This window comes from Pseudonocardia sp. ICBG601, from assembly GCF_020496245.1.
On sequence record NZ_JAHLJA010000148.1, the window covers coordinates 3,020,971 to 3,045,270 of the forward strand.

Sequence of the window (24,300 nt, forward strand, 5' to 3'; positions counted from 1 at the left end):
TGTCACGTCCGGCCGGACCGCCACCTCACCCGGCGGAGTGACGTGTCCGCGTCCGGGGCACCGCGCCCACCTGCCATTCTCGGTCCGTGCTCGCCGCGGTCCGCCCGGGACGGTCGGCTCCGGAGCCCCACCCGTGGGAGACGCGCCGGGGCCGCCACCGCGTGCCCGCGCCACCCGCGCCGCGCTGGTCCGCCGCGGTGCTGCCCGCCGCGGCCGCCCTGCTCGCGGCGGCCGCGTTCGCCCTGGTCCGCGGGGCCCTGATCGACGACGCCTACATCACCCTCGCCTACGTCCGCACTCTGGCGCTGCACGGGGAATGGGGTGTCTCGCCCGGCCTCCCCGCGAACACCGCGACCTCCCCGCTGAACGTGCTGCTGCTGGCGGCGGTGACGCTCGTCGTCCGCGACGCCGTGCTCGCCGCCGGGATCGTGCTCGCCGGGCTGATGGCGCTGCTCACCCACTGGACCGCGACGACCGCCCGGTCGCTCGGGCTGCCCGGCTGGACGGCCGCGCTCCCGGCGCCGCTGCTGCTGGCGAACCCGCTGCTGCTGTCCACCGTGGGGCTCGAGACGTACCTGGCGGTCACCCTGCTCGCCGGGCTCGCGCACGCCGCGGTCACCGGCCGGGCGCGCACCGCGGGCGTACTGTGTGCACTGCTCGTGCTCACCCGGCCGGACCTGGTCGTCGTCGCCGTCCTCGCGGCCGTCGGGGTCCCGGCACTGCGCCGGCGGTGGCGGGCGGTCGGCGCGGCGGCGTTCCTGGTCGCCGCGCCCTGGTACCTGTTCTCGTGGGTCGTGCTGGGCTCTTTCGTGCCGGACACGCTGCTGTGGAAGGTCGGCGACAGCTGGGGCCGCGACCACGTCACGTTCGCGAACGGCCTGACGGTCTACGCCAGGGTGTTCCCGGTGGCGACGGTGCTCGCGCTGCTCCCGGCCGTCGCCGGGGTGGTGGGCGGCCTCGCCTGGGTGGCGGTGCGACGCCGGGGCCGGGCGGCGGTGACGGTCCTGGGGCTGGGCGCGGCGGTGCACGCGGCGGCGTTCGTCGTGATCGGGACGGCGCCCTACCACTGGTACTACGGCCCCGCGGCCGGTGCGCTGACCGTGCTGGCCGCGTGGTCGGCCGGGGCGCTCGTCCGGCCCGTCCGGCGCGGGGTTCCGGTGCCGCGGGCGGTCGCGACCCTGTCCGTGGCGACGTCGACGCTGCTCACCGCCGTGCTGGCCGTCCTCGCGGTGTCGTCCACCGCGTCCGACGTCGGGCACGGGGTGCCGTGGCGGCTCGCGCCGATCTCGACCAACCACGCCACCGCCGCCGAGTACGCGCGGGTCGCGGCCGGGCTGCACGGGACCGTGGTCAGCGCGGGGGAGCTGGGCGCGCTGGCGTACTTCTGCGACGAGCGCTGCACGATCGACGACCCGCTGTCCGAACGCGCCCCGATGCTCACCCGGATCGCGGCCCGCCGTGCCGGGGCGGGCCCGGTCGCCTCGGTGCTCTACGACGTCAACTACCTGTTCCTGCGGCCCGCCCCGTACGAGCGGGGGACCACCCGGCTGGTGCACCGGCGCGGGCACCACCCGGACGGCGTCGACGTCGGGACGCCGTGGGCGGGTGCGGGGAACCTGGTCGTGGTCCCGGTGGGCTGAGGGGCCGTCGGGGCACCGCCGTACCCTGGGAGCCATGCTCCGCCGCCTCGACCTGCGAGCCGAACCGCTGCCCCGTCCGGCCACCCTGCGCGGCATGATGCCGCGCGCCGAGCTGGACATCGACGCCGCTCTGGAGCGTGCCCGCCCGCTGGTGGAGGACGTGCGCGACCGCGGCGCCGCCGCCGCGCTGGACGCCACCGAGCGCTTCGACCGGGTCCGCCCGGAGACCGTGCGCGTCCCGACCGAGGCGATCTCCGGTGCCCTGCGCGACCTCGACCCGGACGTGCGCGCGGCCCTGGAGACCTCGATCGAGCGCGCCCGGATCGTGCACGCCGAGCAGCGCAGGCCCGACGTGGTCACCCAGGTCGTCCCCGGCGGCACCGTCACCGAGCGGTTCGTCCCGGTCCGCCGGGTCGGGCTCTACGCCCCGGGCGGGCTGGCGGTCTACCCGTCGAGCGTGGTCATGAACGTGGTCCCGGCGCAGGCGGCGGGCGTGGAGTCGTTGGTCGTCGCCTCCCCGGCGCAGGCGGAGTTCGGCGGACGCCCGCACCCGACGATCCTGGCGGCGGCCGCGCTGCTCGGCGTCGACGAGGTGTGGGCCGTCGGCGGCGCCCAGTGCGTCGCCCTGCTGGCCTACGGCGGCACCGACACCGACGGCGCCGAGCTGGAGCCGGTCGACATGGTCACCGGCCCCGGCAACGTCTACGTCACCGCCGCCAAGCGGATGCTGCGCGGCCTGGTCGGGATCGACGCCGAGGCCGGCACCACCGAGATCGCGATCCTCGCCGACGACACCGCGGACGCCGCGCACGTCGCCGCGGACCTCATCTCGCAGGCCGAGCACGACCCGAACGCCGCATCGGTGCTGGTCACGACCTCCGACGCGCTGGTGGAGCGGGTCGAGGCCGAGCTGGAGACCCGGGTCGGCGCGACCAAGCACACCGAGCGGGTGCGCACCGCGCTGACCGGGCCGCAGTCCGGGGTCATCCTGGTGTCCTCGACCGCCGACGGGGTCGCCGTCGTCGACGCCTACGCCGCCGAGCACCTGGAGATCCAGACCGCCGACTCCGCGGGCGACGCGGCGAAGGTCCGCAACGCCGGCGCGATCTTCGTCGGGGCCTGGTCGCCGGTGTCGCTGGGCGACTACTGCGCCGGGTCGAACCACGTGCTCCCGACCGGTGGCTGCGCGCGGCACTCCGGCGGGCTGTCGACGGCGACGTTCCTGCGCGGCATCCACGTCGTCGACTACGGCCGCGCGGCGCTGGCCGAGGTCGCCGACCGGGTCGTGACCCTGGCGAACGCCGAGGACCTGCCCGCCCACGGCGAGGCCGTGACCGCCCGGTTCGAGGGGGCCGGGGCGTGACCGCCGGTTCGTCGGTCCGGCTCGCGGACCTGCCGCTGCGCGAGGACCTGCGCGGCAAGAGCCCGTACGGCGCACCGCAGCTCGACGTCGCGGTGCGGCTCAACACCAACGAGAACCCGTACCCGCCGCCGCCCGAGCTGGTCGCCGACGTCGCCGCCTCGGTGGAGGAGGCGGCCCGTGAGCTGCACCGGTACCCCGACCGCGACCTCGTCGCGCTGCGGGGCGACCTCGCCGCCTACCTGTCCCGGCAGACCGGGGTCGAGCTGACCACGGCGAACCTGTGGGCCGCGAACGGGTCCAACGAGATCCTCCAGCAGATCCTGCAGACCTTCGGCGGGCCCGGCCGGACCGCGCTCGGCTTCGTGCCCAGCTACTCGATGCACCCGATCCTCGCCTCCGGCACGCAGACCGAGTTCGTCCCGGTGCCGCGCCGGGAGGACTTCACCCTCGACGTCGACGCGGCCGTCGCCGTCCTGGGTGAGAAGGCCCCGGACATCACGTTCGTGACCAGCCCGAACAACCCGACGGGGCAGTCGGTCGCCCCGGCCGACCTGGCCCGGCTGGTCGACGCCGCCCCCGGCATGGTCGTCGTCGACGAGGCCTACGCCGAGTTCGCCGAGGCCACCGGCCGCCCGAGCGCCACGACCCTGCTGGCGACGCACGGCCACAAGCTCGTGGTGTCGCGGACGATGAGCAAGGCGTTCGCCTTCGCCGGCGGCCGGCTGGGCTACCTCGCCGCCGCGCCCGCGGTGATCGACGCACTGCAGCTCGTGCGGCTGCCGTACCACCTGTCGGTTCTCTCGCAGGCCGCCGCGCGGGCCGCGCTCCGCCACGCCGAGGCCACCCTCGGCTCGGTGGCGCTGCTCGCCGCCGAGCGGGACCGGATCTCCGGCGAGCTCGCCGCCGCCGGCTACGACGTCGTCGCCTCCGACGCCAACTTCATCCTCTTCGGACGCTTCGCCGACGCCGGCCGCGCCTGGAAGGGGTTCCTCGACCAGGGCGTGCTGATCCGCGACGTCGGCATCCCCGAGCGGCTGCGGGTCACCGTGGGCACGCCGGAGGAGAACGACGCCTTCCTCGCCGCCGCCACCGACCTCGCCACCAAGGAGCTGCTGTGACGACCGACAAGGTGAGCCGCATCGGACGCGTCGAACGCGTCACCAAGGAGACGCGCATCGTCGTCGAGATCGACCTCGACGGCACCGGGCGCACCGACATCGCCACCAAGGTCCCGTTCTTCGACCACATGCTCGACGCGTTCGGCAAGCACGGCAGCTTCGACCTGTCCGTGCACGCCGAGGGCGACATCGAGATCGACTCCCACCACACCGTGGAGGACGTCGCGATCGTGCTGGGTCAGGCGATCCGCCAGGCGCTGGGGGACAAGAAGGGCATCCGCCGCTTCGGCGACGCCTGGATCCCGATGGACGAGGCCCTCGCCCAGGCCGTCGTCGACGTCTCCGGCCGGCCCTACACCGTGTGCACCGGCGAGCCGGAGATGATGCGCGGCTTCGTCGTCGGCGGGCACTACCCGACCGTGCTGAACAAGCACGTGTTCGAGTCCCTGGCCTTCCACGGGCACCTCGCCCTGCACGTCCGGGTGCTCGACGGCCGCGACCCGCACCACATCACCGAGGCCGAGTTCAAGGCCGTCGCCCGGGCGCTGCGGGCCGCGACCGAGCCCGACCCGCGGGTGACCGGGGTGCCGTCCACCAAGGGCGCCCTCTGAGGGAATGTTGAGCCCTCAACTTCTGTTGGACAGGGCATGACGAAGATCGGGTTCCTGTCGTTCGGGCACCACGGGGAGGTCCCCGGGTCCCGGACCCCCACCGCCGCCGACGCGCTGCGCCAGACCGTGGAGCTGGCGCGCGCCGCGGAGGACATCGGCATCGACGGTGCCTTCGTGCGCGTGCACCACTTCGAGCGCCAGCTGGCCGCCCCGTTCCCGCTGCTCGCGGCGATCGCGGCGACCACCAGCCGGATCGAGATGGGCACCGGCGTGATCGACATGCGCTACGAGAACCCGCTCTACATGGCCGAGGAGGCCGCCGCGACCGACCTGCTCTCCGGCGGGCGGCTGCAGCTCGGCGTGAGCCGGGGGTCGCCCGAGATCGCGCTGAACGGCGCCGAGGCCTTCGGGTACCGGCCCGCCGACGGGCAGACCCACGCCGACGCCGCCCGCGCCAAGGCCGAGGTGTTCCTCGCCGCGATCCGCGGTGCCGGGGTGGCGCCCGCCGATCCGTCCCGCACCCGCGGGCGGCACGTCGCGCTGCCGGTGCAGCCGCAGTCCCCGGGCCTCGGCGACCGCATCTGGTGGGGCGCGGGCACCCGGGCCACCGCCGAGTGGGCCGCGACCCAGGGCATGAACCTGCAGAGCTCGACGCTGCTCACCGAGGACACCGGCGAGTCGTTCGACCGGCTGCAGGCCGAGCAGATCCTGCGCTACCGCGAGGCCTGGGCCGCCGCCGGGCACGAGCGCACCCCGCTGGTGTCGGTGTCGCGCAGCGTCATCCCGGTCACGACCGACCTCGACCGCCGCTACTTCGGGGAGCGCGGCGAGGACGACCAGGTCGGGATCCTCGACGGCGCCCGGTCCCGGTTCGGCCGCAGCTACGTCGGCGACCCGGACCGGATCGCCGCCGAGCTCGCCGAGGACGTCGCCGTGCGGGAGGCGGACTACGTGCTGTTCACCGTGCCCAACCAGCTCGGTGTGGAGTACAACGCGCACCTGCTGCGCTCGATCGCCGAGCGGGTCGCCCCGGCGATCGGCTGGGCGCCGGCCGGTCACCAGGTCGCGGCGGCGGTCACCGGCAGCTGAGGCGGGCCGGGCACCGGGGCGGGCCGGGGGCGCGGGCGTCCTAGGGTGGGTCCGTGGCCGGACCCACTGCGCTGAGCACCTACCTGCAGGCGCGGCGGGCGCTCGTCGCCCCCGCCGAGGTCGGGCTGCCCGGCACCGGCCCCCGGCGCACCCCGGGGCTCCGCCGCGAGGAGGTGGCGACGCTGGCGGGCATCAGCGTCGACTACTACGTGCGGCTGGAGAAGGGGCGCGACACCAACCCGTCGGCCCAGGTCCTCACCGCGCTCGCCCGCGTCCTGCAGCTCGACGCCGCGGCCACGGCCCACCTGCACGGGCTCGTCCGGCCGGGGGAGCCGGACACCTCCGGCCCGGCCGGGGAGGAGGTTCCCGAGGGCAGCCGGCTGCTGCTCGACGCCGTCGGCCTCCCCGCGTTCGTCGAGAGCCGCGCCTTCGACGTGCTCGCCGCCAACGCGGCGGCCGGGGCGCTCTCCCCGGCGATCCGCCCCGGCGCCAACCGGCTCCGCTCGATGTTCCTCGACGACGCCGAGCGCGCACTGCACCCGGACTGGGACCGCGACGCCGCGACGATGGTGGCCGAGTTCCGGGCGTCGCTCGGTCCCGACCTGACGACCCCCGCCGTCGCCGCCCTGGTCGAGGAGCTGTCGGCGGCGAGCGCGACGTTCCGCGAGGTCTGGCGACGCCACGACGTCGACCTGCTCACCGGCGCCGTCGTGCGCTGGGAGCACCCACGGGCCGGGGCCCTGGCGCTGCGCCGGGTCAACTACCCGGTCCCGGGCACCCGGGGCCAGGTGCTGGTCGTGTACTTCGCCGCACCCGGCGGCGACGACGCCGACCGCCTCGCCGACCTCACCCCCGGCTGATCGCGGGTCCGCGCGGAGATCCGCCCCTCGCGCGCGTCCGGACGCACGCGGACCGCGGATCTGCACGCGCACCGCGGATCACCGGGTGGGGGGCCCTGCGAGGACCCCGAACGACGGGGCCTGTGCACCCGCCTCCGGCCGGGCCAGGCTGGTGGGGCCAGCACCGACCCCTCCCGGAGGAACGACACCCGTGAGCCCCCTCGCCCTCGTCACCGGCGCCACCTCCGGCATCGGCCGGGCCTTCGCCGAGCGCCTCGCCGCCGACGGGTACGACCTGATCGTCGTCGGACGTGACACCGCGCGCCTCGACACGTTCGCCGCCGGGCACCCCGGCCACGACGTCGAGACCGTCACCGCGGACCTGTCCACCGACGCCGGCATCGACCGGGTCGCCGGCCTCGCCGCCGAGCGGCCCCTGGACCTGCTGGTCAACAACGCCGGCGTCGCCCACTACATGCCGCTGGCCGACCTGCCCGCGGCCCGGGCCCGGGAGCTGCTGGGCCTCAAGGTCATCGCCCCGACGATGATCTCCCGCGCCGCGGTCGGGCCGATGGTCGCCCGCGGGGGCGGCGCCGTCGTCAACGTCGCCGGCATGATCGCCTTCAGCGGTCCCGCGCCCGCCGCGGCCGGGCCGCCGCGCGCGGTCTACGGGGGCGCGCTGGCCCACCTCGTGGCCTTCTCCCAGCTGCTGGCCACCGAGGTCGCCGCCGCCGGGGTCCGCGTCCAGGCCCTGTGCCCCGGTGTGGTGGCCACCGAGTTCCACACCCGGCAGGGCCTCGACCTGAGCGCCGTCCCGCGGATGGGCCCCGAGGACGTCGTCACCGCCGGTCTGCGGGGGCTCGAGCTCGGCGAGGTGGTGTGCGCCCCGGGTGTCGAGGACGCGGGACTGCTCCGGTCCGCGGCCGAGGCGGGGCTCGCCGCGTTCGCCGGACAGAGTACGGAACTGGCGACGCGCTACCGCCGGGTCCCGGCAGGCTGAACGGCCCCGCGGCCCATGATCATCAGTACGTCAGCGTTGTCGCGCACCGGTGGAGCAACGCTGACGTACTGATGATCACGCCGACGCGGCGCGCCCCGGTGGTGTGCCGCGCCGGGCCCGGCGCGGCCGCCCGCGGGCGGGTTGTCAGCCCGCCGACCGGAGCCAGGCCAGCACCGCCAGCACCCGGCGGTGCCCGGGGGCGTCCGCTGGCAGGTCGAGCTTGGTGAACACCGACCTGACGTGCTTGTTCACCGCGGCGTCGGAGAGCACCAGCGCCGCGGCGACCTCGGCGTTGGAGCGCCCCTGTGCCATCAGGTCGAGGACCTCGCGCTCGCGCGGGGACAGCCGCGCGACCGGGTCGCGACGACGGCGCACCAGCCGGGCCACCACCTCGGGATCCAGCACCGTCCCGCCCGCGCCGACCCGCTCGACGGCGGCGACGAACCCGGCCACGTCTGCCACCCGGTCCTTCAGCAGGTAGCCGACGCCGGCGCCGTCGCCGGTGTCGAGCAACTCCTCTGCGGCGACCGGGGCGACCACCTGGGACAGCACCAGCACGGGCAGGCCGGGGCCGGCCCGGCGCAGCTCCACCGCGGCCCGCAGCCCGCTGTCCGGGCCCGCGGGCATCCGGACGTCGGTCAGGACCAGGTCGGGCCGGTCGGCTCGGACCGCCGCCAACAGGGCCGGGGCGTCGCCGACCGCGTCGACGACGGTGTGGGAGAACCGCGTCAGTACCCCGACGATCCCGTCGCGCACCAGCACGGAGTCCTCGGCGACGGTCACCCGCACGGCAGCTCCACCCGCAGCAGGGTCGGTCCGCCCTCCGGGCTGGACAGCCGCAGCCGGCCGCCGGCGAGGGCGACCCGCTCGGCGAGCCCGGACAGACCGGTCCCGCCCGTCGGGTCGGCGCCGCCCCGGCCGTCGTCGCGGACCTCCAGGACGAGCTGGTCGGCGTGCCGGCCCCCGCCGATCGAGGCGGTGGTGGCGCCGCTGTGGCGGGCGATGTTGGTCAGCGCCTCGGTGAGCACGAAGTAGGCGGTCCCGGCGACGGCCGGCGGCAGCTCGACGGGCAGGTGCAGGTCCACCTCGACCGGCACCGGGCAGCGCCGGGCCCGGTCCGCGACGGCCACGGCGAGCCCATTGTCGGCCAGCGTCGCCGGGTCGAGCCCCCGGACCAGGTCACGCAGCTCGGTCAGCGCCAGCCCGAGCTCGTCGCGGGCCGTGTCGAGCCGCGCCGCGCAGGCCGAGCCGTCGACGGCGTCGAGGCGGGCCAGGCCGAGGGTCACCCCGAGCGCGACGAGCCGTTGCTGGGCGCCGTCGTGCAGGTCCCGCTCGATCCGGGCCCGTTCGGTCGCGAACGCGCCCAGCAGCCGCCGGGTCGCGACGTCGGACAGGTCGGGGGCCAGCTCGGTGCCGCGTGGTCCGAGGACGGTGCGGGTCAGCGTCGCCCGCGCACCGGCCCACGCGGTGACCGTCCACGGGGTCGCGGCGAGCAGCAGGATCCCGAGCGCGACAAGCGGCCAGGCGGTCGGGTCGTCGATGGGGGAGACGAACAGCAGCACCGGCAGGACCAGGGAGAAGCCGAGGACACCGGCGTCGAGCGCGGCCAGCGCGGTGGCGGCGAGCAGCGCGAACCCGATCTCGCGCCAGGTCAGCGGGGCCCGCCAACGGGCCGCCGACCACCACCGCCCGGCCGGGCGCGGCGGGGCCGGCAGCGGTGCGGTGTCGACCAGGCGCAACCGGGCCCGCTCCAGAGCGGCGAGCGGCCTGCCCGCCAGGCCCACGGACACCACCAGGACCACGGCGGTGCCGGCGGCGACCCACGGTCCGCCGAGCGCGAGCCCGGACGTCCCGACCGCGACGACGCCGACGAGCCCGGCCCCCAGCAGCGCACCGGTCAGGAGGAAGGCCAGCGAGCGCCACGGCCACGCCGTCGCGAGGAACCGCAGCGGCTGCTGGTCCAGCGCCTGCCAGGCCGTCACGATCCGCACGCCGTGACGGTACGAGACGGAAGCGGCAGTGCGCGGTCATGCAGGCACTACCTCGTCGGGGCGGGTGGTGCGGCCGAGGCGATCAGTTGTCGATGGTCTGCGTGTCCGGTGGCGGAGGGGTGTCCGGCGGCTGCAGGGCGGACAGGATCCGTTGCACGGTGCGGCGGCCGTGCGCACCAGCCCACCAGACCAGCGCTGCTGAGACGACCGCGACTCCCAGAATCAGTCCACCCAGCAACCGTTCCCCTGATGCCGCGATCAGAACGGCGGGGACGGCGAGCACGACGCCCAACACGACGGCGAGGCCGGGTAGCCACCGGAGCACTCGCAGCTCACGACGGCACTGGCGGAGCAGCAGTGCTCGTATCTCGTCCGGCACCACGACGGTGCGTCCGGCGCGAGCGGCCTTGATCGCGATCCTGGCCCGAGCGATCTGCACAGCATCGGCGCCGGATTGTGCAAGGGCACCGGTGCGTACCCAGCTGACCAGCAACCCGCCGTACAGCAGTGCTCCCGGCACGAGCACCGTGGCACCGACGGATCCGTAGAACGCTGCCGTCGGCACGGACAAGAGGACATAGAAGGCGGCGGACACGGCCAGGGCCGCCCACCAGGGGTGCCCGATGAGCCATGCGCCGCAGCGGTCCCGCCACCGCACCTCGAGACCGGTGTCGTCGGTCATCGTGAGCCCTCCCCGGCCGACGGCGACGAGCGGTCCGCCGATGTGGTGCGTCGGTCGCGGTCCGAACGGCGCTCGCGGCCGGTCGCGAGGGTGCCGAGTCCGCAGGACCGGGTCCTGGCCATGCGCACGTCCCCACGTCGCAGCGCACGCAGGAACCGGGACTGCTCGTGCGCGGTCGGCAGCTCGTCCAACGGGGTCCGGGCGAGCGGTCCGGGGCGTGATGCGCGACGTCTCCCGGGCAGCGACGCCGTCAGCCCCGGCGAGACGAGCAGCGCCCCTCCGGTCAGAGGGTCTGATGCCCACCCGGAAGTCATCCGTCTCCCGTCCGCCACACCGGCGACGACACTGCGCGCACCTCCGATCACCAGAATCGCGGGAGGCCATGACCGGTAGCGCCGTTCGCGCCTGAACCCGGCAGCCACGATCGTGTCCTTCCGCGGGCGGCCCGATCTGGCCCGGTTGCGCTGCGGCTGCTGTTCGTCCACCGCCACCTCCGTCCCACAGCGACCGTTCCGCTCCGTGCACCCGCCGACGGTCCGATCCTTGGGGCCTGTTCGTCACCTATCGTCCGGAAAGGTCGGACCGCTACAGATATCCGGTAGCGCAGGCACTACCCCGGAACTCCCGTCCGGGTGACCGCGCGGGACCCGGCCCCGGCGGTCCACTCGGCACATGCCGACCACGACGATCGAGCTCCACGACCTGCACCACGTCCACCGCCCCCGCGGGGCGCCTCCGGTCCGCGCCCTGGACGGGGTCTCACTGCGGCCCCGGCCCGGCACCGTCACCGCCGTCATGGGCCCGTCGGGGTCGGGCAAGTCGACCCTGCTCCACTGCGCCGCCGGTCTGATCGTCCCCACCTCGGGCCGCGTGCTGCTCGGCGGCACCGACCTGGCGACGCTGTCCGAGCGGCGACGCACGCTGGCCCGCCGGGAGCGCACCGCCGTCGTGTTCCAGGCGTTCAACCTGGTCGCCGCGCTGACCGCGGCCCAGAACGTCGCCCTGCCCGCGCGGCTCGCCGGGCGCCGGGTGGAGCGCCGCGCCGTCGTCGCGGCCCTCGACGAGGTCGGGCTGGCCGACCGGGCCGGGCACCGTCCGGCCCAGCTGTCCGGCGGGCAGCAGCAGCGCGTCGCGATCGCGCGCGCCCTGCTCACCCGGCCCGCAGTGCTGTTCGCCGACGAGCCGACCGGCGCGCTCGACTCGGCCGCGTCCACCGGCGTGCTGGCGCTGCTCCGCCGCTGCGCCGTCGACGGCGGCGCGATGACGCTGATGGTCACCCACGACCCGGCCGCCGCGGCCTGGGCCGACGAGGTCGTCGTGCTGCGCGACGGGCGCCTCGCCGACCGGTTCCCGGTGCCCGGCCCACCCGGGGACCGTGGCGCCGCGGCCGCGGCCGCGGTCGCCCATCGGCTCACCGGACCCGCCGTGCCGGCCCGGGACGGTGCCCGGTGATCGCCGCCGCGAGCGTGCGCGGCCGCTGGCGGGAGCTGCTCGCCGCGGTCCTCGGCGTCGCCGTCGGGGTCGGGCTGCTCGGGGCGGTGCTGCTCGCCGCGGCCGCGTCCCGCCCCGTGGTGCAGGAACGCCTCGCGGCCACGTCCGCGCTGGTCGTCGCCCCGCCGGTCGCGACGTCGACGACCCCGCGTTCGCACGGGCGGATCCCGTGGAGCGTCCCGGCGGCCGACGCCCTCGCCGCCCGCCTCGCGGCGACGCCCGGCACGACCGCGGTGCCCGACCGCACGTTCCCCGCGGTCGCGTTGCCCGACGGACGCCCGGTGGGCGACCCCGACGACCTGGAGGGCGGTCACGGTGTCGCCTCGCTCGCCCTCGGCGGCCACCGCGTCACGGCGGGGGAGCGTCCCCGCGGTCCGGGCGAGGTCCTCGTCCCGCGCACGCTCGGCGTCGGTCCGGGCGACCGGCTCGCGGTGCAGTTCGCCGACACCGTCCGCACGATGGCCGTCTCCGGCACCACCGACGGCCCCGGCCTCTGGGTGGACGACGCCGAGGCCGCCCGGCTGGCCCCGGGCGTGCGGACGATCGGCGTCCTCGGTGCGGTCCCACCGGCGCCGCCCGGCGCGACCGTCCTGACCGGCGACGACCGCGCGGACGTCGAGCCGGTCCAGGACGCCCGGGTGCGGTGGCGCGGCGACCAGCTCCTCGGCGCGCTCGGGCTGCTCACCGTGGTCACGACCGTCGTCGTGGTCGGCGCCGCGCTGTCCACGGCCGTCGCGGGGCGCCGCCGCGAACTGGGCCTGCTCCGTGCCGCCGGGGCGCTGCCCGGCCGGGTGCGCCGCCTCGTGCTCACCGAGTCCGCGCTGGTCGGGGTCCTCGGCGCGGCGGCGGGCACGGTGCTCGCGGTCGGCTCGGCCGCACCGCTGCACGCCGTGCTCGTCGCCGCCGACGCCGCACGGCCGGCCCCGGTGCCCGCCGTCGCCGGGCCGCTCGCCGCCGCGGGCGCCGCCGGGGTGCTGCTCGCGGTCACCGGTGGTCTCGCCGCGGCGCGCCGGGCGGCCTGGGCGGCGCCGCTGGACGTCGTCCACGACACCGGTCCCGGACGCGGACCGGCGCGGGGCCGGCTCGTCGGCGGGCTGCTCGCGCTGGCCGCCGGGGCCGTGCTCGTGGCCCGGACCGCCGCGGTGACCGGCGACGGCCGTGTCGGGCTCGCCCTCGCGACCGGTGCCGCACTGGTGGTCGCGGCCGCGCTGCTCGCCCCGGCGCTGGTCGGCGTGCTCGCGCGGGCCGGCACCGCCCGTCGGGGCGGCCGCGTCACCGTGGCGCTGGTCCGCGCCGAGCTCGGGACCAACCCGGAGCGGACGGGCGCGGTCGTCGCGCCGGTGGTCGTCGCGGTCGGATTCGCGGTGCTGCTCGGCGGGCTCGTCGCGACCTCCGCCGCCGCGTACCCGGCCCAGCGGACCGCGCAGCTCGCCGGGCAGGTGACCGTGGAGCGCGACGGCACGCCCGGCCTGCCCGACGACGTCGCCCGCGCCCTCGCCGTCCCCGGTGCCCGGATCCCGCTGCCGACGGTGCTCGTCGTTCCCGGACCTGCGGGACCGACCGCCGTCGACGCGGTCGGGACCGCCGACCCCGCCCTGGTGCGGCCGGGTGAGGTGGTCCTGTCCAGCCCGACGGCCGACGCGCTCGGCCTCGCCGGGGGTGCGATCCTCGACGCCCGGTTCGCCGACGGCAGTGTCGTTCCGCTGCGGGTCGCGCGCGTCCTGCCACCCGACGAGCGGCGCGGGGACCTCGTCGTCGACCGCTCGCAGGTGCGCGCGCACGACCCGGCGGCCCTCACCCGCACCGCGTTCCTCCCGGCGGGCGCGGTGCCCGACCAGCCACCGCCCGGGGTCACCGTGCGGGACGCGGCGGCCTACGCGGCCGCCGGGTACGCCGTCGACGCCCGGCTGACCGGCCTGCTGGCGACGGTGCTGGTCGCGGTGTCGGCGGGCTACGGCGCGCTGGCCGTGGCGGCGGGCGTCGTCGCCGCGACCGGGACCCGGCGGGCCGACCTGGCCGTCCTCGTCGCGGCCGGGGCGACCCGGGGCCGGATCGTCGCGACCGTCGCCGCCGAGACCGGTACGGCGGCGACGCTCGGGACCGCGCTCGGCCTGGCGGTGGCCGTACCGCCCCTGGTCGCGGTCGCCTCGGGTCTGTCGGCGGCCACCGGCACCGCGGTGGGCCCGGTGCCCGACGTCGGCGTGACCGCCCTCGCCGCCGGAACGTGCCTGCTCGTCGCCGTCCTCGCCGGTGCGGTGACCGCGGCGCGCGCGGTCCGATCGTGATCATCGGTACCTGAGTGCTGCCGCCGGTCGGCCCGAGCAGCGCACAGGTACTGATGATCACTGCGCCGCCCCCGGGCCGCGGGGAGCCGCGCAGGGTGGCGACTACGCTGGTCGCGTGGCACGCATCGTCGTCCTCGACTACGGCTCCGGGAACCTGCGCTCCGCCGAGCGCGCCCTCGAACGCGTCGGCGCGGACGTCACCGTGACGTCCGACTTCGACGCGGCGACCGAGGCCGACGGTCTCGTCGTCCCCGGGGTGGGCGCCTTCGCGGCGTGCATGCAGGGCCTGCACGCCGTCCGCGGCCCGCAGATCATCGGGCGTCGCCTCGCCGGCGGCCGCCCGGTCCTCGGGATCTGCGTCGGCATGCAGGTCATGTTCGAGCGCGGCGTCGAGTTCGACGAGGACACCGAGGGCTGCGGCGAGTGGCCCGGCACGGTCGAGCGGATCCAGGCCGACGTGCTACCGCACATGGGTTGGAACACCGTCCGGACCCCGCAGGACAGCACCCTGTTCGCCGGGCTCGACGCCGACACCCGCTTCTACTTCGTGCACTCGTTCGGCGTCCGGCGCTGGACCCTGGAGCCCTCGCACGCGATCGCCCCGCCGAAGGTCACCTGGACCCACCACGGCGAGGACGTCGTCGCCGCGGTGGAGAACGGGCCGCTGTCGGCGACCCAGTTCCATCCGGAGAAGTCCGGCGACGCCGGCGCCGCGGTCCTGGAGAACTGGCTGCGGTCGGTCAAGGGCTGACACCGACCACGACGCCGCCGCCGTCGAGCCGGGCTTCCAGCTCGCCGATGCGGCCGTCGCGGCCGATGCAGGTGACCACGACGGCGGGACCGCTGCCGAGGTCGGCGACGAGCAGGCGGGTGGTCTCCGCTGCGGGCACACCGACGGTGCCGGGGGCCCGTGCGACCACCTCCGCGACCGGTCCCGGCGCGAGGTCGTCGAGGTCGACGGTGCGCTGTGCCGGGTCCCGGGCGAGCGGTCGGTCGGTCGTGACCACGCCCAACCCGTCGTCGGAGTCCCAGACGTAGGTGCGGGTGCGGGTGGGCCGGCCGGGGTCGGCCGTCTGCACGGTTATCCGGTCCGCGCCGTACACCGCGACCCGGTCGACGACCGTGCTCCCGGTCGCGCGGCGGACGTCGTCGACGAGGCGGGTCAGCCCCTCCTCCGTGCGGAGGTCGGTGGCCGGCGCGGAAACGGCGGGAGCCGGGTCGCGGACCGGCCCGAAGTCGATCTGCTGGGCCTGGACGTGCAGCCAGACCCGTCCGACGACGAGGATCACCGCAAGAGAGATCAGCCTGCCGAGCCACGAGGCCGGTCCGTACCGTCGCCTCCGGTACTCGGCGATCTCGCGCCGGTCCGGGGCCGACGGCAGGAACGGCGGTCCGACACGAGGCGCGGTCCGGTCGGCGCGCGTACGGGCACGGAGGAAGGGCATGGCGGGGAGTGTGGCCGTGCTCGCGCGCCGCCACGGCCGTTCCGCGGAACGCACCTCAGCCCAGCGCGTACTCCCCGGAGCGCAGGTCGAAGGTCACCGTCCGCCGGTCCGAGCGCAGCGCCTCGAGCACCTGCCCGACGAGCGTCGCGACGTCGGAGCCCGCGGCGATCCCCGACGGCACCGTCCCGGCGACGGCACGGTCGGCGAGCCCGGTCTCGATGTGCGGCGGCCGCACGTCGAGCACCCGCACGCCCTGCTTGCGCACGCCACCGCGGGTCGCGGTCAGCCACGCCGACAGCGCCGCCTTCGACGCCGAGTACGCCGCCATCCCCGGCGTCGGCACGTCGGCCAGGATCGCCGAGATCATCGCGAGCGTGCCGCCGGAGTCGGTGAGATGCGGGAGCGCGGCCCGGCCGATCGCCATCGGGGCCTGCGCGTTGACGGTCAGCAGGTGCTCGGTGACGACGTCGTTCTCCGACTCCTCCCCGAACCCGGCCACCCCGATCGCGACGATCACCAGGTCCAGCCCGCCCAGGGCGTCCGCGGCCTCGTCGACGACGGCGGCGCAGCGCTCCAGGTCGAGTGCGTCGAAGGTGAACGTGGGCTCGCCGTCGGCCCCGGAGGGTTCGGTGCGGCCCGCCGGCGCGAGTGTCGCGCCCTGGTCGCGCAGCGCCTCGGTGAGCGCGCCGCCCAGCACACCCGTCGCCCCGACCACCAGCGTCCGCGCCCCGGAGAGTTCCATGATCCGACGGTAGGGCGAACCGGCGACGGCCGCGCGCTCACCGCTGGCAGCGCGGGCACCACCAGGTCTCGCGGCCGTGCGGGGTGCGCTCCGGCGGCGTGAACGCCACCGCGGTGCCGCAGCGCAGACAGGGTCGCCGGTAGCGGCCGTAGACGAAGTGCCGCGGCCGGACCCGCCCGGTGGTGTTCTGCGCGGGGTTGCGCACGACGGCGTCGCGCAGCAGCGCGCGGCCGTGCCCGAGGAGCGCGCCGGGGTCGTCGACCGCGGAGCACGCCCGCCACGGCGAGACCCGCTCCAGGAACAGCAGCTCCTGGGCCCACATGTTCCCCAGCCCGGCGACGACGCGCTGGTCCAGCAGCGCCGCCAGCACCGCCCGGCCGGGGTCGGCGCGCAGCCGGGCGAGGGCCGCGTCGCCGTCGAAGGTGCCGCCGAGCAGATCCGGGCCCAGGTGCCCGACGACGGTGTGCTCGTCGCGGGTCGGGAGCACCGCCAGCACCGGCAGCCCGATCCCGGCCACGGTGCGGCCGTCGACGAGGTGCAGCGCGATCCGCAGGTCGGCCGCGACGGCACGGGGGAGCCGCCTCCCGGGCCGCAGCACCGACCACCGCCCGGACATCCGCAGGTGCGAGTGCACTGTCCAGCCGCCCGCGGTGCGGGCCAGCAGGTGCTTGCCGCGCGGCACCCAGCCGGTGATCTCCTGCCCGGCGAGGTCGGCGCCGGCGAAGCGGGGGTGGCGCACGTCCGAGCGTGCGACCACCGCGCCCGCGGTGGCCGCGTCCAGCCGCGCCGCGAGCCGGAAGATGCTGTCCCCCTCGGCCACCCCCGGAGGCTACGAGCGGCGCGGATACGCTGGCGCGGTGAGCTTCACGTTGCTTCCCGCGGTGGACGTCGTCGACGGGCAGGCCGTCCGGCTGGTGCAGGGCGAGGCCGGCACCGAGACCGGCTACGGCTCGCCCCTGGAGGCGGCCCTGAACTGGCAGTCCGGCGGCGCCGAGTGGGTCCACCTGGTGGACCTCGACGCCGCGTTCGGGCGCGGCTCGAACGCCGAGCTGCTGGCCGAGGTCGTCGCCCGGCTCGATCTGCGGGTCGAGCTGTCCGGCGGGATCCGCGACGACGAGTCCCTCGACCGTGCGCTCTCGACCGGCGCGGCCCGGCTCAACCTGGGCACCGCCGCGCTCGAGCAGCCCGAGTGGTGCCGCAAGGTCCTCGCCGAGCACGGCGAGAAGATCGCGATCGGCCTCGACGTCAAGATGATCGACGGCAGGCGCCGCGTCGCCGGCCGCGGCTGGACCTCCGACGGCGGCGACCTCTGGGAGGTCCTCGCCCGCCTCGACGCCGACGGCGCCACCCGCTACATCGTCACCGACGTCTCCAAGGACGGCACCCTCCAGGGCCCGAACGTCGAGCTGCTCACCGAGGTCGCGAAGGCCACCACCGCCCCGGTGATCGCGTCCGGCGGGATCTCCGAGGTCGCCGACCTGGTGCGGCTGGCCGAGGTCGCCGCGACCGGGGTGAACATCGAGGGGTCGATCATCGGCAAGGCGCTCTACGCGGGCCGGTTCACCCTGCCCGAGGCGATCGAGGCCGTCGGCGCGGTGAGCGCCTGATGGGCGTCGCGGTCCGCGTCATCCCCTGCCTGGACGTCGACGCCGGGCGCGTGGTGAAGGGCGTCAACTTCAAGGAGCTCCGCGACGCGGGCGACCCGGTCGAGATGGCGCGGGTCTACGACGCCGAGGGCGCCGACGAGCTGACCTTCCTCGACGTCACCGCGTCGTCGTCGGAGCGCGGCACCATGATCGACGTGGTGCGCCGCACCGCCGAGCAGGTGTTCATCCCGCTGACCGTCGGCGGCGGCATCCGCACCCCCGACGACGTCGACCGGATGCTCCGCGCGGGCGCGGACAAGGTGTCGGTGAACACCGCCGCCATCGCCCGGCCCACGCTGCTGCACGAGATGTCACGGCGCTTCGGCAGCCAGTGCATCGTGCTCTCGGTCGACGCCCGCCGCGTCCCCGAGGGGGAGCAGCCGCAGCCGTCGGGCTGGGAGGTCACCACGCACGGCGGGCGCCGCTCCGCCGGGATCGACGCCGTCGAGTGGGCGCAGCGCGGCCAGGAGCTCGGCGTGGGGGAGATCCTGCTCAACTCGATGGACGCCGACGGCACCCGCGCCGGGTTCGACCTGGAGATGCTGACCGCGGTCCGGAAGGTCGTCGACGTCCCGGTGATCGCCTCCGGCGGTGCCGGCGCGGTCGAGCACTTCGGCCCGGCCGTGCGCGCCGGGGCGGACGCGGTGCTCGCCGCCAGCGTGTTCCACTTCGGACAGCTCCGGATCGGCGAGGTCAAGGACGCGCTGCGGGGCGAGGGGGTCGAGATCCGATGACCGCACAGAGCGTGCGCCTGTCCGCGGCCGAGTCCGCGCTGGACCCGGCGGTCGCCGCCCGGCTCAAGCGCGACGCCGACGGCCTGGTCTGCGCCGTCGTCCAGTCCCGCGCCGGCGAGGTGCTGATGGTCGGCTGGATGGACGACGAGGCGCTGCACCGCACCCTGACCACCGGCCGGGGGACCTACTGGTCGCGGTCGCGGCAGGAGTACTGGGTCAAGGGCGGCACGTCGGGGCACGTGCAGCACGTGCACGAGGTCCGGCTGGACTGCGACGGCGACGCGGTGCTCGTCGTCGTCGACCAGGAGGGGCCGGCCTGCCACACCGGGACCCGGACCTGCTTCGACACCGACGTCCTGCTGGTCAGGGACGGAGAATGAACACCGACGTCCTGCCGGCCGGGGACTGACTCCGGCTCAGCTCCCGAGTGCGCCGAACAGCCCGGCGAGCTGGCCGGTGTCGACGTACTCCTCGATCCGGGTGACCAGCCCGTCGTCGCCGACGTGCACGGCGAGCGCGGCCGGCGCCCGGAACGCGGTGCCGTCGGGCAGCGTCCCCGCGACGACGTAGCGCGCCCACGAGATCCCGCCGGTCACCGGCTGGGCGCGGACGTCACGGAACCCGAAGTCGGGGACCGCCGCGCGGATCGCCCGCACGCTGTGCATCGTGTCCGGCACCGTCGGCGCCTCGACCTCGTCGAAGGAGTGCCAGGTGACGGCGCCGGCGGCGAACAGCCCGTCGCCCGGGTCGACGGCGTCGAGGGCCGCGACCACCCGTCCGGCGTGCGTCCTGTCGGTCGTGGTCATCGGACCTCCGGTGCTCGGCACGCCGCGCCCGTCGCGCCGCCTGTACCGGCACCGTGCCGGACCGGCCCGGCCGCGGCAAGGTCCGCGGGCTCAGGGATGCGCCGGCGGCATCGGTGGCGGCTGGGCCGGGGCGGAGGTGACCCACCGGATCCCGGCGGTGACGGCGTGCCCACCGGCCCGCACGACGGTCGCCTCGGCGACGGGCAGCCACGGCAGCCGCAGCGGCATCCGCGTCCAGCGCGGCATCAGCCCCACCGACGCGGCGGCCAGCACCGAGTACGGCACCCGTGCGGCGAGCGGCAGCGGCGGCTCCCACAACAGGAACCGGGCGGCGTCGCGGGCGGCGGGGGTCCCGGCCAGCTCGGGCCGGTACCCGTCGAGCTGCGCCCGCAGCTCCGCGGTGGACTCCGGCGGGTCGGGCACGCCCAGCTCACGGGCGACGCGTGCGGCGTCGGCGACGTAGGCGTCGCGGCCCGCGGCGTCGAGCGGGGTGCTGCCGTAGCGGTCGTGCGCGGCGAGGAAGCTGTCGATCTCGGCGATGTGCACCCAGCGCAGCAGGTGCGGGTCCGACGCCGAGTAGGGGCGCCCGTCCGGCGCGGTCCCGCGGACGTGGACGTGGGCCCGCCTGATCCGGGCGATCACCCGCTCGGCCTCCTCGGCCGGGCCGAACGTCGTCGCGGCCAGGAAGTACGAGGTGCGCTGCAGCCGTCCCCACGGGTCGCCCCGGAACCCGGAGTGCCCGGCGACCCCGGCCATGGCCAGCGGGTGCAGTGACTGCAGCAGCAGCGCCCGCAGCCCGCCGACGAACATCGACGCGTCGCCGTGCACGGTGCGGATCGCGGCGTCCTCGGCGAACCAGCGCGGGCCCTCGGCGCCGAGGACGCGGGCGCGGCGGCCGGAGCCCTCGTCCCCGGCGACCCGGCTGAACACCGCCGAGCCGATCCGCGAGCGCAGGGCCGCGAGCCGGTCGGTGACGGCGTCGGGGAGCCGGGCGGACAGATCGACCATGGCCCCAGTGTGCGGTCGCACCCCGGCCGCGGCCACCGGGTCGGCGGCCTCCGGCCGTCCCGAGGGCGGGACGGCTGCGGCAGCCGGGTGACAGTCTTGCTCCCGGGGTGGCGTGCTCACCGGCCGCTCGGCGAGGCGGTGCGGGGACACGCCGACGGGCGCGGTAGGACGGTGACCGGCGTACGGAGGGGAGCGATGACGAGCGACGCGAGCGTCGGGGTCCTGCTGGCCGACCCGGAGGAGCCGGTCCGTACCGGGCTGCGCGCGGTGCTCGACGCCGACCCCGGCATCACCGTCCTCGGCGAGGCCGCCGACGGCGACGCGGTCCCCGGCCTGGTCACCCGGCTGCGGCCCGAGGTCGTGCTGGCCGACGTCCGCATGCCCGCCGTCGACGGCGGTACCGCGGCCCGGGCGCTGCTGCGCCGCCCCGACCCGCCCCGGGTGCTGGTGCTCACCACGTTCGGCCACGACCGGTACGTCCTGGACGCGCTGCGCGCCGGCGCCGGTGGCTTCCTGCTGAAGCGGACCCCGCCGCGCGACGTGGTCCGGGCCGTGCACACCGTCGCCGCGGGGGAGTCGCTGCTGTTCCCGGCGGCGGTGCGCGAGCTCGTGGCCGGGTTCGCCACCGACGACGGCGACCGGCTCGCCGCCGCCGGGCTGACCGCGCGGGAGGGCGGGGTGCTGCGGCTGATGGCGCGCGGGCTGTCCGACGCCGAGATCGCCGGGGAGCTGGCGCTCGGCGTGAGCACGGTGACGACCGACGTCGCCGCGGTGCTGGCCAAGACCGGGTCGCGGGGCCGGACCCAGGCCGTCGTCGCCGCCTACTCCTCGGGGTTCGTCGACCCCAGGTTCCCGGTCAGGTAGCGCTGCACGGTGGGCCCGACCGCGGCGATGACGTCCTCGCGCGGTGCCGAGGCCAGCGGCTCCAGCCGCACCACGTAGCGCATCATGCCGAGCCCGATCAGCTGGGAGCCGACGAGCGCGCCCCGCTCGTCGGGCCGGTCGGGGGAGTGCGCCCGGGTGACCGGGCGCAGGATCGCGCCGCCGACGAACTCACGCAGCATCCGGGCAGCGATGTCGTGACCCGCGACGCTGCGCAGCACCGCCGCCATCGGGGCGCCGCCGCCGGTGTCCCAGACCGTCAGGAACCCCCGCACGATCCGCTCGCCGACCCGGTCGGCCGGGCCGTCCAGCACCATCCGCCGGATCTGTGCGGGGTCGACCGGCAGGTCCAGCGCGGCGAGGAACAGCTTCTCCTTGCCGCCGAACCAGTGGTTCACCATGGCCGGGTCCACCCCGGCGCGCTCGGCGATCCGGCGGACCGTGGCGCCGTCGAAGCCGCGGTCGGCGAACTCGGCGCGGGCGGCCGCGAGCAGCCCGGCCCGGGTGTCCGCGCCGCCGGACCGGCGGCCACGACGCCGTGGCGACGCCCCCGGGTCCGGGGGTGCGGTGGCGCTCGGTTCGGTCATGCGCCCCATCCTCACCCGCGCGAGGGCGGCCGTCACTGCTCGGGGACAATGAGTCGCATGACCCAGCGGACCCAGAACGCATCCGGTGGCGCGACGACGACCGGGGCCCCCGCCCCCGCGGTTCCCGCGGCCGCCGCCCTGGGTGCGGTGAGCCCCACCCGTGAGGAGTTCCGGGAGCTGGCGCGCGCGCACCGGGTCATCCCGGTGACCCGGCGGCTGCTGGCCGACGACGAGACCCCGGTCGGGGTCTACCGCAAGCTCGCGGGCGGGACCGCGGGCACGTTCCTGCTGGAGTCCGCCGAGAACGGCCGGTCCTGGTCGCGGTGGTCGTTCGTCGGGGCCCGCAGCGCCGCCGCGCTCACCGCCGTCGACGGCGAGCTGGTCTGGACCGGGGAGGTCCCCGACGGCCTGCCCACCACCGGCGACCCGCTCGACGCGCTGCGCACCGTGGTCACCGAGCTGCACTCCGAGCCGCTGCCCGGGCTCCCGCCGCTGACCGGCGGCATGGTCGGCTACCTCGGCTACGACATCGTCCGCCGCGTCGAGCGCATCGCCGACCCGGACGACCCGGCCGTCGACGACCTGGCGCTGCCCGAGCTGGTCATGCTGCTGGCCACCGACCTGGCCGCGCTCGACCACCACGAGGGCACCGTCACCCTGATCGCGAACGCGATCAACTGGGACGCCACCGACGAGCGCGTCGACCAGGCCTACGACGACGCCGTCGCCCGGCTGGACCGGATGACCGGCGAGCTCGCCGTGCCCGCGCCCAGCTCCGTCGCGGTGTACACCCCGACCCGCCCGGAGTTCCTCCGCCGGCGCACCCCCGAGCAGCACCACGCCGCGATCGAGGACGCCAAGGAGCAGATCCGCGCCGGCGAGGCGTTCCAGATCGTGCTCTCGCAGCGCTTCGAGATGGAGTGCGACGCCGACCCGCTCGAGGTCTACCGGATCCTGCGCACCACGAACCCGAGCCCGTACATGTACCTGCTGCGTCTGGACGACGCGGCGGGCGGGCCGCCGTTCTCCATCGTCGGGTCCAGCCCGGAGGCGCTGGTCAGCGTGCTCGACGGGCGCGCCACCACGCACCCCATCGCGGGCACCCGCTGGCGCGGCGCGACCGACGAGGAGGACCAGCTCCTGGAGAAGGAGCTGCGCGGCGACGAGAAGGAGCGCGCCGAGCACCTGATGCTCGTCGACCTCGGCCGCAACGACCTGGGCCGGGTGTGCGAGCCCGGCACGGTGACCGTGCGGAACTTCTTCGAGATCGAGCGCTACAGCCACGTCATGCACCTGGTGTCGACGGTGACCGGGCTGCTGCGCGGCGACCGCACCGCGTTCGACGCCGTCGTCGCCTGCTTCCCGGCCGGCACCCTGTCCGGGGCGCCGAAGGTGCGGGCCATGCAGGTCATCGACCGGCTGGAGCCGACCCGCCGCGGCCAGTACGGCGGCATCGTCGGCTACCTCGACTTCGCCGGCAACGCCGACACCGCGATCGCCATCCGCACCGCGATGATCCGCAACGGGACCGCGTACGTGCAGGCGGGCGGCGGGATCGTCGCCGACTCCGACCCGGCCGCGGAGGACATGGAGTGCCTGAACAAGGCCCGGGCGGTGCTCTCGGCCGTCGCCGCGGCCGGGTCCATGTCACCCCCGCCGGCCCCGGGCAGCGCGTGACGGCGCCCGGCGACGACGGGGCCGCCGCGCCCGCGGCGGACCGCACCGACCGGCGGGCACTCGGCCTGACCGTGCTCGGCCTGCTGCTCGGCGCCGGGGCGCTGTGGGGCGCCGGGGCGGCCGAGTGGTTCGTGCTGGAGGTGCCCACCGCGACCCGCGGCACCGTCGAGCTCGGCGCCACCGGCGCGCAGCTGCAGCCCGCGGTCACCGCGGTCGCGGCGCTGCTGGTGGCGGCCGTCGCCGCGCTGGTCGCGCTGTCCGGGATCGCCCGCCGCGTGCTGGGCGTGCTGGTCGGGCTCGCCGGGGCGGCCGCGGTGGTGCTGACCCTGCGGCTGGTCGCCGTGCCGCCGTCGGCGGTGGAGCTGGCCTCGGCCCGTTCCGGGCTGACCGCCCCGAACGCCCCCGCGGGCTCCGGCGCGGTCTCGGCGACGCCGTGGCCCTGGCTGGCCGTCGCCGGCGGGGTCGTCGCGCTCGCCGCGGCGGTGCTGCTGGTGGTCCGCGAGCCGCGGCTGCCGCGGCTCGGCGCCCGGTACGCCGCACCGGGGACGCAGGCGGCCACGACACCGGCCGACCCCGACCGGGCGGCCTGGGAACGGCTCGACGCCGGCGGCGACCCGACCGTCGGCCCGCGTGAGGGGGAGAACTAGCATGACCTCGACGTCCG

General features: G+C 76.5%; 26 protein-coding genes. 16 read left to right on the plus strand and 10 right to left on the minus strand.

All coding sequences use genetic code 11. From position 1 onward, the window contains the following. Nucleotides 1–161: 161 nt before the first annotated feature. From KPL57_RS43745 to KPL57_RS43775, 7 genes are all read left to right on the plus strand, one after another. Complete coding sequence (locus tag KPL57_RS43745; protein WP_226356258.1) at nt 162–1,640, plus strand: hypothetical protein; 1,479 nt, start codon at nt 162–164, stop codon at nt 1,638–1,640. 34 nt (nt 1,641–1,674) lie between these two features. Continuing rightward, nucleotides 1,675–3,003, plus strand: coding sequence for a histidinol dehydrogenase (gene hisD, locus KPL57_RS43750; RefSeq protein ID WP_226356259.1), 1,329 nt, complete (start codon nt 1,675–1,677; stop codon nt 3,001–3,003). Beyond that, nucleotides 3,000–4,121, plus strand: coding sequence for a histidinol-phosphate transaminase (locus tag KPL57_RS43755; RefSeq protein WP_226356260.1), 1,122 nt, complete (start codon nt 3,000–3,002; stop codon nt 4,119–4,121). Before hisD ends, KPL57_RS43755 begins: the two co-directional genes overlap by 4 nt. An 11-nt stretch (nt 4,122–4,132) precedes the next feature. Further along, entirely contained in the window at nt 4,133–4,732 is a 600-nt protein-coding gene (gene hisB / locus KPL57_RS43760) for an imidazoleglycerol-phosphate dehydratase HisB (protein ID WP_062404576.1), read from the plus strand. A 36-nt stretch (nt 4,733–4,768) separates the two neighbouring features. After that, a complete protein-coding gene (locus KPL57_RS43765; protein WP_226356261.1) occupies nt 4,769–5,821 on the plus strand; it encodes an LLM class flavin-dependent oxidoreductase in 1,053 nt (350 codons plus the stop codon). Between the two features lie 53 nt (nt 5,822–5,874). Beyond that, entirely contained in the window at nt 5,875–6,681 is an 807-nt protein-coding gene (locus KPL57_RS43770) for a helix-turn-helix domain-containing protein (RefSeq protein WP_226356262.1), read from the plus strand. Nucleotides 6,682–6,871: 190 nt separating this feature from the next. Continuing rightward, complete coding sequence (locus KPL57_RS43775; protein WP_226356263.1) at nt 6,872–7,660, plus strand: SDR family oxidoreductase; 789 nt, start codon at nt 6,872–6,874, stop codon at nt 7,658–7,660. 144 nt (nt 7,661–7,804) lie between these two features. Here KPL57_RS43775 and KPL57_RS43780 read toward each other — a convergent pair whose 3' ends face one another. The 4 genes from KPL57_RS43780 to KPL57_RS43795 all read right to left on the minus strand — a co-directional run bounded on the left by KPL57_RS43780 (nt 7,805) and on the right by KPL57_RS43795 (nt 10,524). Then, nucleotides 7,805–8,449 carry a response regulator transcription factor gene (locus tag KPL57_RS43780; protein WP_226356264.1) on the minus strand — a complete coding sequence of 215 codons (645 nt, stop codon included), beginning with the start codon at nt 8,447–8,449 and terminating at the stop codon, nt 7,805–7,807. Beyond that, nucleotides 8,440–9,651: a sensor domain-containing protein gene (locus KPL57_RS43785; protein WP_226356265.1), complete on the minus strand. Its 1,212-nt coding sequence runs from the start codon at nt 9,649–9,651 to the stop codon at nt 8,440–8,442. The genes KPL57_RS43780 and KPL57_RS43785 overlap by 10 nt, the downstream gene beginning before the upstream one ends. An 82-nt stretch (nt 9,652–9,733) precedes the next feature. After that, nucleotides 9,734–10,333 carry a hypothetical protein gene (locus KPL57_RS43790; RefSeq protein ID WP_226356266.1) on the minus strand — a complete coding sequence of 200 codons (600 nt, stop codon included), beginning with the start codon at nt 10,331–10,333 and terminating at the stop codon, nt 9,734–9,736. After that, the gene (locus tag KPL57_RS43795) at nt 10,330–10,524 is read right to left on the minus strand and encodes a hypothetical protein (protein ID WP_226356267.1); all 195 of its coding nucleotides are present in this window, start codon (nt 10,522–10,524) and stop codon (nt 10,330–10,332) included. Before KPL57_RS43795 ends, KPL57_RS43790 begins: the two co-directional genes overlap by 4 nt. A gap of 481 nt (nt 10,525–11,005) precedes the next feature. Here KPL57_RS43795 and KPL57_RS43800 point away from each other — a divergent pair, with 481 nt between their 5' ends. The 3 genes from KPL57_RS43800 (at nt 11,006) to hisH (ending at nt 14,860) form a co-directional block, all read left to right on the plus strand. After that, nucleotides 11,006–11,785, plus strand: a complete 780-nt coding sequence (locus KPL57_RS43800; protein ID WP_226356268.1) for an ABC transporter ATP-binding protein — start codon at nt 11,006–11,008, stop codon at nt 11,783–11,785. After that, on the plus strand, nt 11,782–14,109 hold the full coding sequence (locus tag KPL57_RS43805; protein WP_226356269.1) for an ABC transporter permease: 2,328 nt from the start codon (nt 11,782–11,784) through the stop codon (nt 14,107–14,109). The genes KPL57_RS43800 and KPL57_RS43805 overlap by 4 nt, the downstream gene beginning before the upstream one ends. A gap of 115 nt (nt 14,110–14,224) precedes the next feature. After that, nucleotides 14,225–14,860 (plus strand): imidazole glycerol phosphate synthase subunit HisH, encoded by a 636-nt coding sequence (gene hisH, locus KPL57_RS43810; RefSeq protein WP_226356270.1) that lies wholly within the window; start codon nt 14,225–14,227, stop codon nt 14,858–14,860. Here the strand turns inward: hisH and KPL57_RS43815 are convergent. Genes KPL57_RS43815 through KPL57_RS43825 form a run of 3 tightly spaced genes read right to left on the minus strand, consistent with a single transcriptional unit; the run spans nt 14,850 to nt 17,116 of the window. Further along, nucleotides 14,850–15,554, minus strand: coding sequence for a hypothetical protein (locus KPL57_RS43815; protein WP_226356271.1), 705 nt, complete (start codon nt 15,552–15,554; stop codon nt 14,850–14,852). The two genes, hisH and KPL57_RS43815, sit on opposite strands and share 11 nt — an antisense overlap. 55 nt (nt 15,555–15,609) lie before the next feature. Then, nucleotides 15,610–16,296, minus strand: coding sequence for an SDR family oxidoreductase (locus KPL57_RS43820; protein WP_226356272.1), 687 nt, complete (start codon nt 16,294–16,296; stop codon nt 15,610–15,612). Nucleotides 16,297–16,333: 37 nt separating this feature from the next. Then, entirely contained in the window at nt 16,334–17,116 is a 783-nt protein-coding gene (locus KPL57_RS43825; protein ID WP_226356273.1) for a DNA-formamidopyrimidine glycosylase family protein, read from the minus strand. Between the two features lie 37 nt (nt 17,117–17,153). Here KPL57_RS43825 and priA point away from each other — a divergent pair, with 37 nt between their 5' ends. From priA to hisI, 3 genes are read left to right on the plus strand one after another with little or no spacing between them, the layout of a single operon-like run. Continuing rightward, nucleotides 17,154–17,903 carry a bifunctional 1-(5-phosphoribosyl)-5-((5-phosphoribosylamino)methylideneamino)imidazole-4-carboxamide isomerase/phosphoribosylanthranilate isomerase PriA gene (gene priA, locus KPL57_RS43830; RefSeq protein WP_226356274.1) on the plus strand — a complete coding sequence of 250 codons (750 nt, stop codon included), beginning with the start codon at nt 17,154–17,156 and terminating at the stop codon, nt 17,901–17,903. Further along, the gene (gene hisF, locus KPL57_RS43835) at nt 17,903–18,676 is read left to right on the plus strand and encodes an imidazole glycerol phosphate synthase subunit HisF (protein WP_226356275.1); all 774 of its coding nucleotides are present in this window, start codon (nt 17,903–17,905) and stop codon (nt 18,674–18,676) included. The genes priA and hisF overlap by 1 nt, the downstream gene beginning before the upstream one ends. Next, a complete protein-coding gene (gene hisI / locus KPL57_RS43840) occupies nt 18,673–19,056 on the plus strand; it encodes a phosphoribosyl-AMP cyclohydrolase (RefSeq protein WP_226356276.1) in 384 nt (127 codons plus the stop codon). Before hisF ends, hisI begins: the two co-directional genes overlap by 4 nt. A gap of 36 nt (nt 19,057–19,092) precedes the next feature. Here the strand turns inward: hisI and KPL57_RS43845 are convergent, their stop codons facing one another. Both KPL57_RS43845 and KPL57_RS43850 read right to left on the minus strand, forming a co-directional pair. Then, a complete protein-coding gene (locus KPL57_RS43845) occupies nt 19,093–19,482 on the minus strand; it encodes a hypothetical protein (RefSeq protein WP_226356277.1) in 390 nt (129 codons plus the stop codon). Between the two features lie 90 nt (nt 19,483–19,572). Next, complete coding sequence (locus tag KPL57_RS43850) at nt 19,573–20,490, minus strand: oxygenase MpaB family protein (protein ID WP_226356278.1); 918 nt, start codon at nt 20,488–20,490, stop codon at nt 19,573–19,575. 195 nt (nt 20,491–20,685) lie between these two features. Between KPL57_RS43850 and KPL57_RS43855 the strand changes: the two genes are divergently transcribed. After that, on the plus strand, nt 20,686–21,354 hold the full coding sequence (locus KPL57_RS43855) for a response regulator transcription factor (RefSeq protein ID WP_226356279.1): 669 nt from the start codon (nt 20,686–20,688) through the stop codon (nt 21,352–21,354). On the opposite strand, the gene KPL57_RS43860 is transcribed toward KPL57_RS43855, so the two are convergent. Beyond that, nucleotides 21,312–21,959: a TetR family transcriptional regulator gene (locus tag KPL57_RS43860; RefSeq protein WP_226356280.1), complete on the minus strand. Its 648-nt coding sequence runs from the start codon at nt 21,957–21,959 to the stop codon at nt 21,312–21,314. The genes KPL57_RS43855 and KPL57_RS43860 overlap by 43 nt on opposite strands. Nucleotides 21,960–22,016: 57 nt before the next feature. Between KPL57_RS43860 and KPL57_RS43865 the strand changes: the two genes are divergently transcribed. After that, nucleotides 22,017–23,636, plus strand: a complete 1,620-nt coding sequence (locus tag KPL57_RS43865) for an anthranilate synthase component I (RefSeq protein WP_226356281.1) — start codon at nt 22,017–22,019, stop codon at nt 23,634–23,636. Beyond that, nucleotides 23,633–24,283 carry a Trp biosynthesis-associated membrane protein gene (locus tag KPL57_RS43870; RefSeq protein WP_226356282.1) on the plus strand — a complete coding sequence of 217 codons (651 nt, stop codon included), beginning with the start codon at nt 23,633–23,635 and terminating at the stop codon, nt 24,281–24,283. The genes KPL57_RS43865 and KPL57_RS43870 overlap by 4 nt, the downstream gene beginning before the upstream one ends. The last annotated feature ends 17 nt before the right edge of the window (nt 24,284–24,300 follow it).

What these genes read in the sequence shown, in the direction of transcription:
- hisF (WP_226356275.1), top strand. Translation starts at nt 17,903, where the DNA reads ATGGGCGTCGCGGTCCGCGTCATCCCCTGCCTGGACGTCGACGCCGGG.
- KPL57_RS43820 (WP_226356272.1), bottom strand. Translation starts at nt 16,296, where the DNA reads ATGGAACTCTCCGGGGCGCGGACGCTGGTGGTCGGGGCGACGGGTGTG.
- KPL57_RS43790 (WP_226356266.1), bottom strand. Translation starts at nt 10,333, where the DNA reads ATGACCGACGACACCGGTCTCGAGGTGCGGTGGCGGGACCGCTGCGGC.
- KPL57_RS43855 (WP_226356279.1), top strand. Translation starts at nt 20,686, where the DNA reads ATGACGAGCGACGCGAGCGTCGGGGTCCTGCTGGCCGACCCGGAGGAG.
- hisD (WP_226356259.1), top strand. Translation starts at nt 1,675, where the DNA reads ATGCTCCGCCGCCTCGACCTGCGAGCCGAACCGCTGCCCCGTCCGGCC.
- hisI (WP_226356276.1), top strand. Translation starts at nt 18,673, where the DNA reads ATGACCGCACAGAGCGTGCGCCTGTCCGCGGCCGAGTCCGCGCTGGAC.
- KPL57_RS43845 (WP_226356277.1), bottom strand. Translation starts at nt 19,482, where the DNA reads ATGACCACGACCGACAGGACGCACGCCGGACGGGTGGTCGCGGCCCTC.
- KPL57_RS43800 (WP_226356268.1), top strand. Translation starts at nt 11,006, where the DNA reads ATGCCGACCACGACGATCGAGCTCCACGACCTGCACCACGTCCACCGC.
- KPL57_RS43865 (WP_226356281.1), top strand. Translation starts at nt 22,017, where the DNA reads ATGACCCAGCGGACCCAGAACGCATCCGGTGGCGCGACGACGACCGGG.
- KPL57_RS43765 (WP_226356261.1), top strand. Translation starts at nt 4,769, where the DNA reads ATGACGAAGATCGGGTTCCTGTCGTTCGGGCACCACGGGGAGGTCCCC.
- KPL57_RS43815 (WP_226356271.1), bottom strand. Translation starts at nt 15,554, where the DNA reads ATGCCCTTCCTCCGTGCCCGTACGCGCGCCGACCGGACCGCGCCTCGT.
- KPL57_RS43860 (WP_226356280.1), bottom strand. Translation starts at nt 21,959, where the DNA reads ATGACCGAACCGAGCGCCACCGCACCCCCGGACCCGGGGGCGTCGCCA.
- KPL57_RS43850 (WP_226356278.1), bottom strand. Translation starts at nt 20,490, where the DNA reads ATGGTCGATCTGTCCGCCCGGCTCCCCGACGCCGTCACCGACCGGCTC.